This window comes from Aquiflexum sp. (genome assembly GCF_977115555.1).
In genome coordinates this window covers 1-15,523 of the sequence record NZ_CDSBKL010000063.1, presented here as the reverse complement: position 1 = coordinate 15,523, position 15,523 = coordinate 1, and the positions used below count along the sequence as shown (strand labels likewise).

At 40.5% G+C, this 15,523-nt stretch carries 15 protein-coding genes; 9 read left to right on the top strand and 6 right to left on the bottom strand.

The annotated features are described in order from the left end of the window. The 3 genes from ACZFYI_RS06160 to ACZFYI_RS06150 form a co-directional block, all read right to left on the bottom strand. On the bottom strand, positions 1–936 hold a 936-nt coding region (locus ACZFYI_RS06160), incomplete at its 3' end, for an FKBP-type peptidyl-prolyl cis-trans isomerase (RefSeq protein WP_462523242.1). Position 937: 1 nt separating this feature from the next. Next, the gene (locus ACZFYI_RS06155; protein WP_462523241.1) at positions 938–2,296 is read right to left on the bottom strand and encodes a hypothetical protein; all 1,359 of its coding nucleotides are present in this window, start codon (positions 2,294–2,296) and stop codon (positions 938–940) included. Continuing rightward, on the bottom strand, positions 2,277–2,825 hold the full coding sequence (locus ACZFYI_RS06150) for an RNA polymerase sigma factor (RefSeq protein WP_462523240.1): 549 nt from the start codon (positions 2,823–2,825) through the stop codon (positions 2,277–2,279). The genes ACZFYI_RS06155 and ACZFYI_RS06150 overlap by 20 nt, the downstream gene beginning before the upstream one ends. A 375-nt stretch (positions 2,826–3,200) precedes the next feature. Here ACZFYI_RS06150 and ACZFYI_RS06145 point away from each other — a divergent pair, with 375 nt between their 5' ends. Together ACZFYI_RS06145 and lipA are read left to right on the top strand one after the other, a co-directional pair. Beyond that, positions 3,201–3,929: a hypothetical protein gene (locus ACZFYI_RS06145; protein ID WP_462523245.1), complete on the top strand. Its 729-nt coding sequence runs from the start codon at positions 3,201–3,203 to the stop codon at positions 3,927–3,929. A 59-nt stretch (positions 3,930–3,988) separates the two neighbouring features. Continuing rightward, positions 3,989–4,867, top strand: a complete 879-nt coding sequence (lipA, locus tag ACZFYI_RS06140) for a lipoyl synthase (protein ID WP_462523239.1) — start codon at positions 3,989–3,991, stop codon at positions 4,865–4,867. Positions 4,868–4,929: 62 nt separating this feature from the next. Here lipA and ACZFYI_RS06135 read toward each other — a convergent pair whose 3' ends face one another. Continuing rightward, positions 4,930–5,400, bottom strand: a complete 471-nt coding sequence (locus ACZFYI_RS06135) for a Dps family protein (RefSeq protein ID WP_462523238.1) — start codon at positions 5,398–5,400, stop codon at positions 4,930–4,932. A gap of 146 nt (positions 5,401–5,546) precedes the next feature. Here ACZFYI_RS06135 and ACZFYI_RS06130 point away from each other — a divergent pair, with 146 nt between their 5' ends. The 7 genes from ACZFYI_RS06130 to ACZFYI_RS06100 all read left to right on the top strand — a co-directional run bounded on the left by ACZFYI_RS06130 (position 5,547) and on the right by ACZFYI_RS06100 (position 13,974). Next, a complete protein-coding gene (locus ACZFYI_RS06130) occupies positions 5,547–6,791 on the top strand; it encodes a sensor histidine kinase (RefSeq protein WP_462523237.1) in 1,245 nt (414 codons plus the stop codon). 256 nt (positions 6,792–7,047) lie between these two features. Next, complete coding sequence (locus ACZFYI_RS06125; protein ID WP_462523236.1) at positions 7,048–8,628, top strand: peptide chain release factor 3; 1,581 nt, start codon at positions 7,048–7,050, stop codon at positions 8,626–8,628. Positions 8,629–8,750: 122 nt separating this feature from the next. Beyond that, on the top strand, positions 8,751–9,485 hold the full coding sequence (locus ACZFYI_RS06120) for an RluA family pseudouridine synthase (protein WP_462523235.1): 735 nt from the start codon (positions 8,751–8,753) through the stop codon (positions 9,483–9,485). A 37-nt stretch (positions 9,486–9,522) separates the two neighbouring features. Beyond that, positions 9,523–10,023 carry a SixA phosphatase family protein gene (locus ACZFYI_RS06115; protein ID WP_462523234.1) on the top strand — a complete coding sequence of 167 codons (501 nt, stop codon included), beginning with the start codon at positions 9,523–9,525 and terminating at the stop codon, positions 10,021–10,023. A gap of 127 nt (positions 10,024–10,150) precedes the next feature. Beyond that, a complete protein-coding gene (locus tag ACZFYI_RS06110) occupies positions 10,151–11,719 on the top strand; it encodes a glycerol-3-phosphate dehydrogenase/oxidase (protein ID WP_462523233.1) in 1,569 nt (522 codons plus the stop codon). Between the two features lie 3 nt (positions 11,720–11,722). Then, the gene (glpK, locus tag ACZFYI_RS06105) at positions 11,723–13,222 is read left to right on the top strand and encodes a glycerol kinase GlpK (protein WP_462523232.1); all 1,500 of its coding nucleotides are present in this window, start codon (positions 11,723–11,725) and stop codon (positions 13,220–13,222) included. After that, on the top strand, positions 13,222–13,974 hold the full coding sequence (locus tag ACZFYI_RS06100; RefSeq protein ID WP_462523231.1) for an MIP/aquaporin family protein: 753 nt from the start codon (positions 13,222–13,224) through the stop codon (positions 13,972–13,974). The genes glpK and ACZFYI_RS06100 overlap by 1 nt, the downstream gene beginning before the upstream one ends. Positions 13,975–14,037: 63 nt before the next feature. Here the strand turns inward: ACZFYI_RS06100 and ACZFYI_RS06095 are convergent, their stop codons facing one another. Both ACZFYI_RS06095 and ACZFYI_RS06090 read right to left on the bottom strand, forming a co-directional pair. Further along, positions 14,038–15,177, bottom strand: a complete 1,140-nt coding sequence (locus tag ACZFYI_RS06095; RefSeq protein ID WP_462523244.1) for an acyl-CoA dehydrogenase family protein — start codon at positions 15,175–15,177, stop codon at positions 14,038–14,040. Positions 15,178–15,408: 231 nt separating this feature from the next. After that, positions 15,409–15,523 (bottom strand): adenine deaminase C-terminal domain-containing protein (locus ACZFYI_RS06090; protein WP_462523243.1); only part of this gene is annotated, 115 nt, incomplete at its 5' end.

Genomic DNA, 15,523 nt, shown 5'->3' with positions numbered 1-15,523 from the left:
CACTTTGAAAATAATAGGTTCAAAGGGCCTTGCTATTTGTGTCAGAAATCCTTTGTCAAACAGATCCTTTCTAATGGTGTATGGGAAAACTTGTGCGGATACACCAAAGCCCAAATGAGATGGAATAATAACTTCGATTTCCTGGCCTTTTTTTACTCCTTTTAAACTTAGATTTAAAAACTCAGGGTTGGATTCACTGCCCACTGTGACTTGAAATGGGGTGGTTCCTGTGGATTGAGCAAAAGGAGTCTCACTATCAAGTTGAAGAAGCTGGTAGGTAAAGCTGATAATGTCCCCATTGGCAGTTATTTTACTGTCTGCCAACCCTTCTTTGATAGTTTTAATGTATATGCTGTCAGGTGTTTTAATAAATCCATCAAGGTTTTTCATAGAAATGAAATCAAGAATCATTTCTTCTTCCATTTCCTTGATTTCTTTATTGGTATATGTTTCCGCATATTTTACTTTTACCACTAAGTTGGCATTTGGCAGAATCAACTGTTGATAGGTATATTCCTGATATGCAAGATAGGAAGGAACATAAAGGGTGAATGTTTCGCCCGTTTTCGAAAGCCCCGATGCAAAATTAATCGCTCTTGGGATTAGACCTCCCTCAGTATGCCGATAGATTCTGGGGCTTTTGGTTTCATCAGTGTAATCTTCTATCAACTGACCGTCGATTGTCCGTATTTCATAATAGATACCGATATTGTCGTTGTTTATGATTTGATTTCCTATTTCATTTGAAATTTCTTTTTTATAGAAATAACCCAATTGGGTCTCGATGGCATCTATATTATTTCGCGAAAGGAAATCCGCCAATAATCTGTCGTCTCTGTTTATTGCATTTTGTAAATCTGATTCAACTTCTGGAAAACATCCCGACATTCCAAGTAACAATCCAATGAATACCGGCAAAGCAATTTTTCTAATCATTTTATTCTTTTTTAGTTTTTAATTGAAAGTTCATTCTGAGATTTATTCCCCCAATGGAAAATTGTTGGTTGGTAAAAGTTTGGTTGCCTAATGACAATTTATAAAATGGTTCTATTGAAAGAAAAGTGCCATTTTTAAGGTTTTGTTCAAATCCAACTCCGAAATTTAACATTCTACCTGTATCAATTCCGTTAGATTGAGGATCTGGCTCTACCGTTTGTTTAATGGTGTTCAACATCTGTTGACTTCCTGCAAAATTAGCGCTTGAAAGGTTTGCACTACTGTATGTGGTGACGTCCTTTTGGTTGAGATATACCATATTTGAAAGGCCCGAAATCAAATATAAATCGGATTCTTTTTTATCCATCACTTTATATTTGAGATTAATAGGTATTTCAAATTGTCCAAAACTCAATTCTCTAGAAGTGTTGATGATGTTCCCGGTAAATGCAGCTGCTTTCAAATCTGCTGATTCGGAATCATTTGAAACGCCAGCTGTTAATATATTTCCCCCTGAAGTGGGAGAAATATTTTGTCTCGCAAATGCCATTCCCACATCTAGTTTCAGTTTTTTTGAAAATGAAAATTCCGACATTAAGCCTGCACCAAAATTAATGCTTTGCGTAGAGTTTGAAATGGTTTGAGGAGCCACCAAGACCCCAAGTTTCATCGGATCTTTGACATTGTTTTCTTTTAGGATTGTTTCGCTGGAAGCGATTGTTTCCTCTCCTTTCCACTGTTCGATTTGGGCTATGGCTTCTTGTTGGGTTATTTCCTGTTTATCAACTTTGGCAGTCAATCCTGTATTGCTATTTTCAGGTGTTGAAAAGATGGGTTTGCCTACATTGTTGTTTTCATCCAAATTGGAAACTCCATTTTTTACAGTTCCAAAGCTAATGCTTTTATTGACCTGTTCAGGGTTGTAGGTTTGGGGTATTGGTTTTTTGATTTCCTTATTTGACTCTATTTTCTGATTTGAAATTTTTTCTTTTTGAGTTAGCTCAGCCTGAGTTGAATTTTTCTTTTCTGATGGGATTTCTTCAAATGCTTTAACTTCAGGCGATGATGTTTTTTCTGTAGGATTTTGGTCTGAAAAGCCTTTTCCATTTTCTGCAATGGTGTTTTGGATATCGGAAGTTGGATTTAGTGCAGGCTGGTACATGGTGAATAATGCAATTCCAATAAGGATAGCAGCCGCTATTCCTGACAGCCATTTAATCCAAACAACCATAGGCTTAGATTTCTTCCTAAAGTAAATTTTGGAGAATTTATCCCATTCTGAAGCATCAAATTCACCCTCCAAATCTTTAAAGGAGGATTTGATTTTATTTGCTAGTTTTTTATCGAATTGCTCCCGCATTATTGATTTTATTTAGCTCCTGGATTTTTTCTCGAAGTTTTTTCTTTGCTCTGGCCAAATAAGTTCTTGAAGTACTGGCCGGGATACCTAGCTTGTCGCTGATTTCATTGTGGGAATACCCTTCAATTTCGTACATATTGAAAATTATTCTTAGAATTTCAGGAAGATCCCTTAAAACTCCGAGAATATCTTCGGCTGAAAGTTGGTCTATAATATCAGGATCAAGTGTTTCTGCATCTGCTTTTTCGATATCCATTACAGCGGTATGTTTGATGTTTTTCCGGTAGTAATCAATTGAGGTATTGATCAGAATCCGTCTCAACCAACCCTTGAAAGAGTTTTGATGGTCATATTGGTCCAGCTTATCAAAAGCCTTCATAAAGCTGTCATTGATGATTTCGCAAGCTTCCTCTTTGGAATTGGAATACCTCAATGCAATACTCATGGCATACCCATAGAATTGCTTATAAAGCATTTCTATGGCCTTTCTGTCTCCATTTTTTGCTTCTTGGATAAGGTGTTTTTCCAAAGATTATTGCTTTTTGATTAAGCCTTCTTTTTAAAGACGGCCATTTTTGTTGAAATGCGACACCAAGTTTAAAAATTGTTGTACATCAATAAGAATTCTATTTCCCGATAAGGGTTCTTGGATTGACATGTTTTGATTGCCTGATTCACAAAGATAAATCTAATATTGCAAGAAAATCAGTGAAGACTTTTTGGAGAGGCTTCAATTTCTGGGAATCCCAAATCATAACTCAACCACAACTTAACCAAGTCGGTTGAAATTTATCTGGCAAAGATTTCTTTGGTGTGAATTTTTATCATTGCCTTAAACTCTTACTTTTATATTTGGTTAAAAACTTACTTCAAAAGTCTCCGTTTAATGGTTAACCAATATATGATGAGAAGAATCGCCTTTATTTCTATTTTATTTGTTTTCCTTTCAGTCTCTTTTTCTTTTGCGCAAAGAGAGGATGCTGGAAATTATGAATATGACAGAGAAGTCCTTTTTGGGATAAATAAAAATACCAACGGGGGCTTGATAGGAGGGTTTGTTTTGAAAATGGGTTTCCGTTTAGATGAAACCAACTTTCATTTTTTTGGATTGGACCTGGTCAATGTCAAAAACCCAAAAGAAACCAGGTACAATACGGTTTTGGGTAATTCCTACATTTTTGGGAAATCAAACTATCTGTATTCTATCAGGCCTTATTATGGTAGGGAAGTGATTGTTTTTAAAAAAGCACCACAACAAGGTGTGCAGGTTTCTCTTTTGGGTGCTATTGGTCCAACAATCGGTATTATTGCTCCATATTATATTGAATATGCGATCAACAGGCTTGAAACTGTAAGAGAGCAATATGATCCTGAAGTGCATCAAAGCAGGTTCAATATTTTAGGTCCCGGAAGAGTTTTTGAAGGGATAGGTGGGTCCCAGATCGCTTTTGGTGGAAATGCTAAGGCAGCGGTACTTTTTGAATTCGGTGTATTTAGATCAAATGTAACCGGTTTGGAACTTGGATACCAATTGGAAGGTTTTACCAAAGAAATACCGTTGATGCCCACTGTTGAAAACCGTCAGGTATTTCAATCTGTTTATTTCACGTTTTTCTACGGGTTCAGGAAATAGACTCATTTTTGGGTTTAATCATACCTAGGACTTAATTTCGCATTCCAAATCTTTAGAACATGATCGAATTACCTGTAATTTCCGAAGAGGCAACCAAGAGAAAAAAACCTGATTGGTTGAGGGTAAAGTTGCCCATCGGAAAAGAATACGCCAAAGTTAGAAAACTAGTCGACGAACATAAGCTCCACACGATCTGTGAAAGCGGTAATTGTCCAAACATGGGTGAATGCTGGGGAGCGGGTACTGCTACGTTTATGATATTGGGAAATGTCTGTACCAGATCATGCTCCTTTTGTGCAGTGGCTACAGGAAGACCACCTGAATATGATACTGACGAACCAAGAAGGGTGGCCGAAGCCATCAAATTGATGGGGGTGAAGCATGCAGTGATTACATCTGTGAACAGAGATGAACTCAAGGACAAAGGGTCTGAGATTTGGTATCAGACAGTAGTCGAGACAAAAAGACTTTCTCCACAAACCACGATAGAAACACTTATTCCTGATGTCAAGTCAAATTGGGAGGCCTTGTATAGAATGATAAGCGGAGGGCAGGAAGTGGTATCGCATAATATGGAAACTGTAGAAAGTCTTTACAGAAGAGTGAGGCCACAGGCAAAATACATCCGGTCTTTAGAGCAGATCAAATTGACCAAAGAATATGGCAAAAGAACCAAAACAGGCATCATGCTCGGTCTTGGCGAAACAAAAGAAGAAGTCTACAAAGCAATGGAAGACCTTGCCGCACATGGATGTGACATTCTGACGCTAGGCCAATACCTTCAGCCTACCAAAATGCACATTGAAGTTGCCGAGTTCATCCATCCGGATTTATTTGCCCATTATAAAGAAGAAGGGTTGCGCAGAGGTTTGAAGTACGTCGAATCAGGGCCATTGGTCAGGTCTTCTTACCATGCCGAAAGACATGTCAATGTATAAAACCAAAAAAGAGGATGAGGCCAATACCCCATCCTCTTTTGTTTTTAAGGATAATTATTTTTTTATCTCAGGTATGCAGATAACATCCAAACGGTTTTTTCCTTGGCAGTGATATAGTCGCTCATTAATGAAACAGTTCCTTCATCACCTTGTTCTGTTGCAGCTTCCAAAGCTTCTCTCTCAAGCTTCAATAAGGTATTTAAATTGTCCCTGACGATCTCTACCATGTTTTTTGAATCATGGATTTTTTTAGCCTCCTTGATTTCTGAGTTTTCAATGTACTCCTCGTAAGAAGAAAAAGGCCTCGCTCCTAAAGTCAAAATCCTTTCGGCAGTTTCATCAACTCCAAGATTGGCTACATTGTATAATTCCTCAAATTTGGCATGTAACTCAAAGAAATTTGGTCCGGATACGTTCCAATGGAAATTTCTTAGATTCTGATAATATACCTGATAATTGGCTAAAAGGACATTTAATTTCTTCACCAAAAGCTTACTTTCTTTTATTTCTAATCCTATATCGTTTGTGCTCATAATATTTATATTTATGGTTAGTTATATTATATGTGGAACAATAATGAAGCCACAGAGGGTAAACAAGTAATTTTGTCCGATTGATAATATCTATGATGAAATTGTGTTTTCTATATCAACCGCTTTAATCAACATTTAAACAGTCAATGAGGAATACACTTCAGGATATTGGGATTTTAGATTTTTATCAAAACAAAAACCGTATCAAATGGCTCATCTTTATCAGTTCCGTGGTAATAAGTTTTGGTTCTATTTATTATACCAATATTTTGGTGGAAGAGCTGAAGGAAAGGGAAAAACGACAAATAGAATTGCTTGCAAGGGCTTTAGAATACGCATCTAGTGCCTCGATTGACACTGAAAACCTAAGCTTTATCACCTCTGAGATCATTCAACAAAACAACTCAATTCCTGTCATTGTGGTTGATGCCAACGGTAATCCAACTGACCACAAGAACATTAAATTCAAGAAAAACGCCAGTCAAGAAGAAATTGATAAAGTCTTGAGAGCTGAACTTGAAAAAATGAAACAAGAGTATGAACCTATCAGAGGTGAGGAATACTTGGTGTTTTATAGAAACTCTGAGCTTTTGACTTCTTTGAAGTTTTATCCTTATGTACAGTTATCTGTGATTTTGGTCTTCGGCTTGTTGGCTTTTGCAGTTTTTAACCAATCAAAAGTTGCCGAACAAAACCGTGTTTGGGCAGGCTTGACCAAAGAAACCGCTCATCAGTTGGGAACTCCGATTGCTTCTTTGATGGCTTGGATGGATTACCTCAAAAATTCACCGATCTGGGAAGAAAACAAAGAAGTCATCCAAGAGATGGACAAAGACGTGGTCAAATTGAGGATGGTCACGGAGCGGTTTAGTTCGATCGGGAGTACACCTTCAATTCAGCTTGAAAATGTATTTTCGGTAGTGGATGAGGCTATCAATTATTTGCGACCTAGGATTTCGACCAAAGTGGACATACAGGTCAATGGCTATGCCAACAACATTGAGGCGATGATGAATAAGCCGCTTTTTGAATGGGTGATCGAAAACATAGTCAAAAATGCGGTGGATGCCATGAAAGGGCAGGGGAGTATTTCGATTGATATCGTGAAAGAAAGCGAAAAATTTGTTTTTGTTGACATTACTGACAATGGAAAAGGGATGGACAAAGGGATGTTCAAAAAGGTTTTTAATCCAGGTTTCACCACCAGAAAAAGGGGATGGGGACTAGGGTTAACCCTTGCAAAAAGGATTATTGAAGGCTATCATAAAGGGAAAGTGTATGTTAAGTACTCCGAATTGGGTGTTGGTACTACCTTTAGGATTATACTTCATGGAAGCAAAGATGGTATTCAGGGATTCAAACAGGAGGATTTTTTGGGTCAAAAAGTATGAGTTTTGATTTTGGTTTAAAGTCCTTTTCCGGATTTTAAGATTGTATTCAATTTTTTGAAAGCAGCATTCCAAATTATTCAAAACTTCTATTTGAAAATTAATATCCATCAATATCTGATACCAGAAATAGATTAATTTTTTGATCCTTAAAAGTTACCCCTAATTTCAAATTCAACTTTTAAACTTTCTGACCTTCCAACCTTGGAATTAAAAGCCTACCTTTGCAGGCTGAAAAAATACAGAATCAGGACTTTACATGAGCTTGACCAAAGAAATACAAAAAAGAAGGACGTTTGCCATCATTGCCCACCCTGATGCGGGAAAGACCACTTTGACCGAAAAGCTGTTGCTTTTTGGAGGTGCTATCCAGACAGCAGGCGCAGTGAAATCCAATAAAATCGACACAGCTACCAAATCCGATTGGATGGAAATAGAGAAGCAAAGAGGTATCTCTGTAGCCACCTCCGTAATGGGTTTTGAATACCAAGGGGTTAAAATCAACCTGTTGGATACGCCCGGTCACCAGGATTTTGCGGAAGATACTTACAGGACTCTTACCGCTGTCGATTCTGTCATCATGGTCATTGATTGTGTGAAGGGTGTCGAGATCCAGACCGAAAAACTTATGGAAGTCTGCAGGATGAGAAATACGCCTGTAATCTGCTTTATCAACAAACTTGACCGTGAAGGAAGGGATCCTTACGAATTACTGGACGAGGTAGAGGAAAAATTAAACATTCAAGTAAGACCGCTTTCATGGCCTATTGGAATGGGAAAGGGATTCAAAGGAGTCTATAATTTGTTTGACAAAAAGCTGAATCTTTTTACCCCGAGTCAAAGAAAGTTGAGTGACTCCAGAGAGACAATCGAAAATTTGGAAGATGCCAAATTGGATGAGTTGATAGGAGGGAACAATGCAAGGCAACTCCGGGAGGACGTGGAATTGATAGAAGGCGTGTATCCGGATTTTGATCCAAAGGAATACTTGGAAGGCAAAGTGGCTCCTGTGTTTTTCGGATCTGCTGTAAATAATTTTGGTGTCAATGAAATGCTGGATACTTTCATCAGAATAGCACCTTCGCCTAAAAGTAGGTTTACCGAAGAAAGAGAAGTAAAGCCCGAGGAACCCAAATTTTCCGGTTTTGTCTTTAAAATCCACGCCAATATGGATCCAAACCATAGAAACAGGATTGCCTTTTTGAGGATCTGTTCTGGAAAATTTGAAAGAAACAAACCTTACAACCATGTCCGAGGACCCAAGCCCTTACGTTTTTCCAACGTAACCCAATTCATGGCTCAGGATAGAGAAATCGTCGATGAGGCATTTCCGGGAGATATTGTGGGCTTATTTGATACAGGAAATTTAAAAATCGGTGATACGCTTACCGAAGGTGAAAACATGACCTTCAAAGGTATTCCGAGCTTTTCCCCTGAGATATTCAAAGAAGTCATCAACAAAGATGCCATGAAGACCAAGCAACTGGAAAAAGGGCTGAAGCAGTTGATGGAGGAAGGTGTTGCCCAATATTTTACTTACGAAATGGGAAACCGTAAAGTAGTGGGTACTGTGGGGCAGCTGCAGTTTGAGGTGATTCAGTTCAGGTTAAAAAACGAATACAATGCCTCGGTGGAGTTTGCGCCGATGAATTTATATAAAGCCTGTTGGATCAGCAGCAAGGACAAGAAGCAGTTGGATGAATTTATCCGGTCCAAAGGCAGGCATATCGCCCATGACAAAGATGGGAAAGTGGTCTTTATGGCCGAATCCAGGGCTTGGCTTCAAATGGTACAGGACAACTATCCGGAGATAGAATTCCATTTCACTTCCGAGTTCTAAAAATAATCCCACAAAGACGCAAAGACGCAAAGTTTTTGTTTGTGAATATTTATTAAGATTCAATTATATTTTCCTTCGTGGCTTAGTGTCTTTGTGGGAGAAAAACCTTTAGCTCAAGTTTTATGAAGAAGAAACCATTTTCTGTAGTCTATGAAGACAACCACCTCCTGATAGTCAATAAGGCTGCAGGCGTGCTTGTGCAGGGAGACAAGACCAAGGACAAAACCCTGACTGATTACTGCAGGGAATATATAGCCAAGAAATACAACAAACCGGGTGATGTATTTTTACATCCTGTGCACAGGCTTGACCGGCCTGTCAGTGGTTTGGTGGTTTTTGCGAGGACTTCCAAAGGGCTCGAGCGGATGATGGAGCTTTTTCGGAAGCGGGACATCCACAAGGTATATTGGGCTATAGTCAAAAACAGGCCAAAGGAAGAAACCGGAAAACTGACCCACTATTTGGTCAAAGATGAGGTTAAAAACTTTGTCACCGCTTACGAAAAGGAAGTCGAAGGTTCACAGAAAGCCGAACTCAATTACAAAACTTTGGGCAAATTGAATGACCATTGGTTGTTGGAGGTACGCCCTGTTTCCGGAAGACCTCATCAGATCAGGGTGCAGTTGGCTTCCATGAATTGCCCGATAAGGGGAGATTTGAAGTATGGTTTTCACAAACCCAATCCTGATGCAAGTATCAATCTCCATGCATTCCACTTGGTATTTGTCCATCCCATCAAAAAGGAAAAGCTATTCCTAAGGGCGGCATTGCCTGAGGAGGCATTTTGGGAACAATATCTGGAGTTTGAGCCTGTAAGAGGTAAAGACCAGCATTTGGAAAATACATTTAGCGGATGAGTTGTGGGGAAAAAACAAAAATAAAATTCGTCGGATTATGAAGAACTTCCTTTTCCTTATTCCATTATTCTTATTGTTGGCAGCTTGTTCACCCAAGCAGGAACCAAAGACAGTTTACATTGTCCGCCATGCGGAGAAAATCCTGGAAGGCGATGACCCCAGTCTCAGCGTGGCCGGAACAGCCCGGTCCAAAAAACTGGCGCAGATACTTGAACAAAAAGAAATCCAACACATCTTCAGCACCAATACCATCCGCACTAAAACTACCGCACAGCCTTTGGCGGATGCTATAGGACTGACTATCGAAATCTATGATGCCAAAAACCATGACGATCTAGTCAGGGAACTGCGGGAAAGAACAGGTAACATCCTTGTGGTCGGCCACAGCAATACAGTCAATCATTTAGCCAATTATTTTGTAGGCTCAGGTGAAGAATACCCCGAGCTTCAGGACATCGAGTACAATTTTATCTTCGAAGTGGAATTGAAGGAAGACGGAAGTTCCGAAGTAGTCAGAAAGGTATTTAAGGATTTTTAGGCCTATTTTGACATAGAATTATTTTTTCCAAATCTTTTTTGATTGACTTAAATCACCTTTTTAAACTTTTTTCAATATTTTTCTTTCCCTCTTTTTTCCATTAACTTGGAAAGAAAAATTTTTCGTTATGCACAGGTCAGCTAACCTCAGTAAAATCAAAGACAATCAGGAAAAAATCTGGGATATTGCCATCATCGGTGGAGGTTCTTCCGGTTTTGGAGTCGCCTTGGATGCACTTTCAAGGGGACTTTCGGTGGTTTTGTTAGAAAAATCCGATTTTGCCAAAGGCACTTCCAGCCGTAGCACAAAACTCCTTCACGGAGGGGTACGCTATCTTGCACAAGGAGATGTTTTACTGGTGTTGGAGGCCTTGAAGGAGCGGGGTAGGTTATTGGAAAATGCACCCCATCTCACCTATAACCAACCTTTTATCATTCCCATTTACACTTGGTTTGACAGGTTACAGTATTCTGTCGGTCTCAAATTATACGACCTGATGGCAGGAAAGTGGAGGCTCGGCAAATCCAAGTTTATCAGTAAAACTGAAACTGTCCGAAGGATGCCTCAGATCAAACAGGAAGGACTGAAAGGCGGGGTGGTCTATCATGACGGTCAGTTTGATGATGCGAGGATGATCATCGCTTTGGCGCAGACCTGTGACGAACTCGGTGGTTGTGTGTTGAATTATTCCAAAGTAGAATCCCTGACCAAAGATACCAACGGGAAAGTCGATGGCCTGAATTTTATAGACCAATTGGATGGAAGCCATTTACAGATCAAGGCAAGAATGGTGGTTAATGCTACGGGAGTTTTTGCTGACAAGATCTTGAAGATGGACAATCCGGATGCAAGAAAAAGCATTCAACCCAGCCAAGGTATTCACCTTGTTTTTGACCAGTCTTTTTTGGGGGGTAAAGACGCTTTGATGATTCCCAAAACTTCGGACGGCAGGGTATTGTTTGCCGTTCCATGGCATGGTAAGCTTGTAGTCGGTACCACAGATACATTAAAGGATAAACCCCAATTGGAACCGGAAGCTTTGGAAAAGGAAATCGATTTTGTTTTGGAAACTGCCCAAGCCTATCTTACCAAAAAGCCTACTAAAGCTGATATACTTTCTGTTTTTGCAGGACTGAGGCCATTGGCTGCGCCAAAGGAAGATGGCGCCAAGACCAAGGAGATTTCCCGTACACATAAAGTCATTCTTTCAGATTCTAAATTGGTCACCCTGACCGGAGGTAAGTGGACGACTTTCCGTAAAATGGGAGAGGATACCGTAGAATATTTCCCTAGAGTGTCGGGCAAAAATATGTCTGAAAGCAAATCTGCCACACAAAAACTTCACGGATTCACGATCAAGCCGGATGAAGGGCATATGGCCATCTATGGTTCAGACGCTTTTCAGATCAGGTTTATGCTCAAAGACCATCCCGAGTGGAGAGAAAAACTTCACCCAAAACACCCTTACACCATAGCCGAAGTGATTTGGATCATTAGGAATGAAATGGCTGTCAAATTGGAAGATGTACTTTCGAGAAGATTCAGAATCCTCTTGCTTGATGCAAGGTCTGCGATCGAGATGGCTCCGAAGGTAGCCGAAATCATGGCGGAGGAGCTTGGAATGGATCAAAATTGGATGGAGGATGAATTGAAGGAATTTAAAAAGACTGCCAATAAATACATCATAAAACCCTAAGCAATGACCCAAAATACCCAGTACATCATGTCTTTGGATCAGGGAACGACTAGTTCACGGTCCATTATTTTTAACAAACAGGGCGAAATAGTATGTGTTGCCCAAAGAGCTTTCAAACAGCATTTTCCAAAATCCGGATGGGTAGAACATGACCCCATGGAGATTTGGTCCACCCAATCATCGGTTTTGGCAGAGTCTTTAGCCAAAGGTGGTATCAAAGCCAAAAATATTGCTGCCATCGGAATCACTAACCAAAGGGAAACCACCATTATCTGGGATAGGGAAACAGGAAAACCCATCTACAATGCCATTGTTTGGCAGGACCGCAGGACTTCGGCCTATGTTGACCAACTCAAAGCAGATGGTAAAGAAGAAATGGTCGCCTCCAAAACAGGCTTGGTGTTGGATGCCTATTTTTCAGCCACCAAGATCAAATGGCTGCTTGACAATGTCGAAGGGGCCAGAGAAAAGGCTGAAAACGGAGAATTGGCTTTTGGTACTGTGGACACTTGGTTAGTTTGGAATCTGACCCACAAGAAGGTTCATGTCACTGACGTTTCCAATGCGAGCAGGACCATGCTGTTTAATATCTTTGAAAAGAAATGGGATCAGGAATTGTTAACACTTTTTGATATTCCATTATCCCTATTGCCCGAAGTCAAATCAAGTTCTGAGGTATATGGACATACTTCCGAATACCTTTTCCCGGTTCCCATTCCCATTGCCGGGATTGCCGGAGACCAACAAGCCGCTCTTTTTGGTCAACTGTGTACCAAGCCAGGTATGGCTAAGACCACCTATGGTACCGGTTGCTTTTTGATGATGAATACAGGGGAAGAGGCTGTCAAATCCAATAATAAATTGCTGACCACCATCGCTTGGGAAGTCAACGGAAAAGTCAATTATGCCTTGGAAGGTTCAGTATTTATCGGAGGAGCAGCGATCCAATGGCTAAGGGATGGGATCGAATTATTTGGCCATGCCAAGGAAAGTGAAAAATTAGCAACAAGTCTTGATGATAATGATGGAGTGTATTTTGTGCCTGCGATGGCGGGACTAGGTGCACCGCATTGGGACCAAAATGCAAGGGGTGCTTTTTTTGGAATTACCAGAGGAACCACCATCGCACACATGACAAGGGCAGCTTTGGAAGCCATTGCCTATCAGGTCAGGGATGTATTGGATGCCATGCAAAAAGACAGCGGAGAACCCATCAAAGAACTCCGTGTGGACGGTGGGGCGACAGCAAACAATTTTCTGATGCAATTCCAGTCGGATATCCTTCAGACTAAAATCAAAAGACCAAAAATCATAGAAACAACTGCAATTGGTGCTGCTTTTTTGGCAGGCCTTGCTGTGGGTTTTTGGAAATCCGAAGAAGAATTACAGGCCCTATGGGAATCTGACAAGGATTTTGAACCAAAGATGGAAGCGGAGAAAGTAGATTATTTTCTTCACTTTTGGCATAAGGCAGTTGAACGATCTAAAAACTGGGTAGAATAATGGATACTTTGATAGCAGAATTTGTAGGTACTTCACTCCTGATCACCATGGGCTCGGGGGTTGTTGCCAATGTGGTTTTAAATAAAACCAAAGGGAATAATGCAGGTTGGATGGTGATTACCACGGCTTGGGCATTGGGCGTATTTATAGGTGTTGTTGTAGCGGGTCCGCATAGCGGGGCACATTTAAATCCTGCCGTAAGTATTGGATTGGCCATTGCAGGTCTTTTCGATTGGGCGATGGTTCCCGGTTATATTTTCGCCCAGGTTTTGGGAGCGATGTTTGGTTCCGGGATTGCTTGGCTGGTATATAAAGACCACTTTGACGCCACTGATGATCCGGGATTGAAGTTTGCTCCTTTTGGAACTTCTCCTGCCATCCGGAACTTACCTTCCAACCTATTTTCTGAAATCATCGGAACATCTGTTTTGATCATAGTGATCTTACATTCCACTAATCCTGTGATACAATATTCCGACGGTGAGCAAATACCGATTGGTCTCGGGGCTCTTGGCGCATTGCCGGTGGCTTTTTTGGTTTGGGTAATCGGATTGGCTTTGGGTGGTACGACGGGCTATGCCATCAATCCTGCAAGGGATTTTGGACCGAGGTTGATGCATCAGATTTTACCTATCAAAGGAAAAGGAACAAGTGATTGGGCTTATTCTTGGGTTCCGGTATTGGGACCGATTCTGGGTGCTGCAATGGCTGCAGGGATTTTCCTTTTGCTGAGTGAAGGGAATCTGGTTTGAAAAAATCGAGTTTAAAAGTATTTACCCTCCGAGGATTTATGCCTTGGAGGGTTTTATTTTTATTCATTTGAGTACCTCTCTCGCAATCACAATCTTTTGAATTTCAGATGTACCTTCTCCGATCGTGCAGAGCTTGGCGTCTCTGTAGTATTTCTCTACGGGATAATCTTTGGTAAATCCATATCCTCCGAAAATCTGAACTGCTTCATTGGAAACAGATACCGCTACTTCAGATGCATAATACTTGGCCTGTGCACCTTCCAAAGTCACTTTTTTGCCTTTGTTTTTCAGGGCTGCTGCTTTGAAAGTCAATAGCTTTGCCGCTTCTATTTGGGTAGCCATGTCTGCCAATTTGAAAGAAATACCCTGAAAACTGTTAATAGGCTTGTTAAATTGATGCCGTTCTTTGGAATATTGGATGGATGCTTCCAACGCACCTTCTGCAATTCCCAAGGAAAGTGCCGCAATGGATATCCTTCCCCCATCAAGAACTTTCATAGACTGGATAAAGCCATCCCCAACCTCACCTAAAATCTGACTTTCGTGGACTCTACAATCCTCAAAAATCATTTCGGCTGTTTCTGATGCACGCATGCCGAGTTTGTCTTCTTTTCTTCCGCCTTTGAAACCTGGAGTTCCCTTTTCTACCACAAAGGCTGTCATCCCGTGGGAATCACCTATTTCCCCGGTTCTCGCAATGACTACAGCCACATCACCTGAAATTCCATGCGTAATAAAGTTTTTGGCTCCGTTGAGGATATAATGTTCCCCATCTTTGACAGCAACAGTTCTCATATTGCCTGCATCAGAACCGGTATTCGGTTCGGTCAAACCCCAAGCTCCGAGCAGTTCGCAGGTGGCTAATTTTGGAATGAATTTTTGCTTTTGGGCTTCATTGCCAAACATCAGGATATGGTTGGTGCAAAGTGAATTGTGCGCCGCCATGGATAACCCGATAGCTGGATCCAATTTTGACAATTCCGCAATTGCCGTCACATATTCGAAGTATCCAAAACCTGAACCACCGTATTCTGTTGGGACAAGGACACCCATTAAGCCAAGGTGGCCAAGTTTTTTAAACAAATCGATAGGAAAAATCTGCTTGTCATCCCATTCTTTTCTGAATGGGGTAATCTCCTTTGCTCCAAAGTCTTGGATCATCTTGGCGATCATCGCCTGATTTTCATTGAGCTCAAAATTCATCATAAAATTGTTTTAATATTTGGGTTTATACGCACTAAGATACAAACTTCATGTTCATCGGGAAGGTTTGGATTTAATGCTGAATGAAACCATTTGAAATGTAATCCTTACCCTTTTGCAAATTCTAAATTGATGATAATCAAGATACCGAATAAAATGTATGAATTTAGGAATTTGTCAGAATAAAATATTGGCCAAACTATATTTGAGAATTCTACAACTGGTTGATAATTAGGATAAAAACACGTCCACAAACTCAAACCGCTGTCCGTCAAACAATCCCTTATCACTAAGCTTCAGGTCAGGAATTACCAAAAGTGCCATAAAACTAAGTGTCATAAATGGT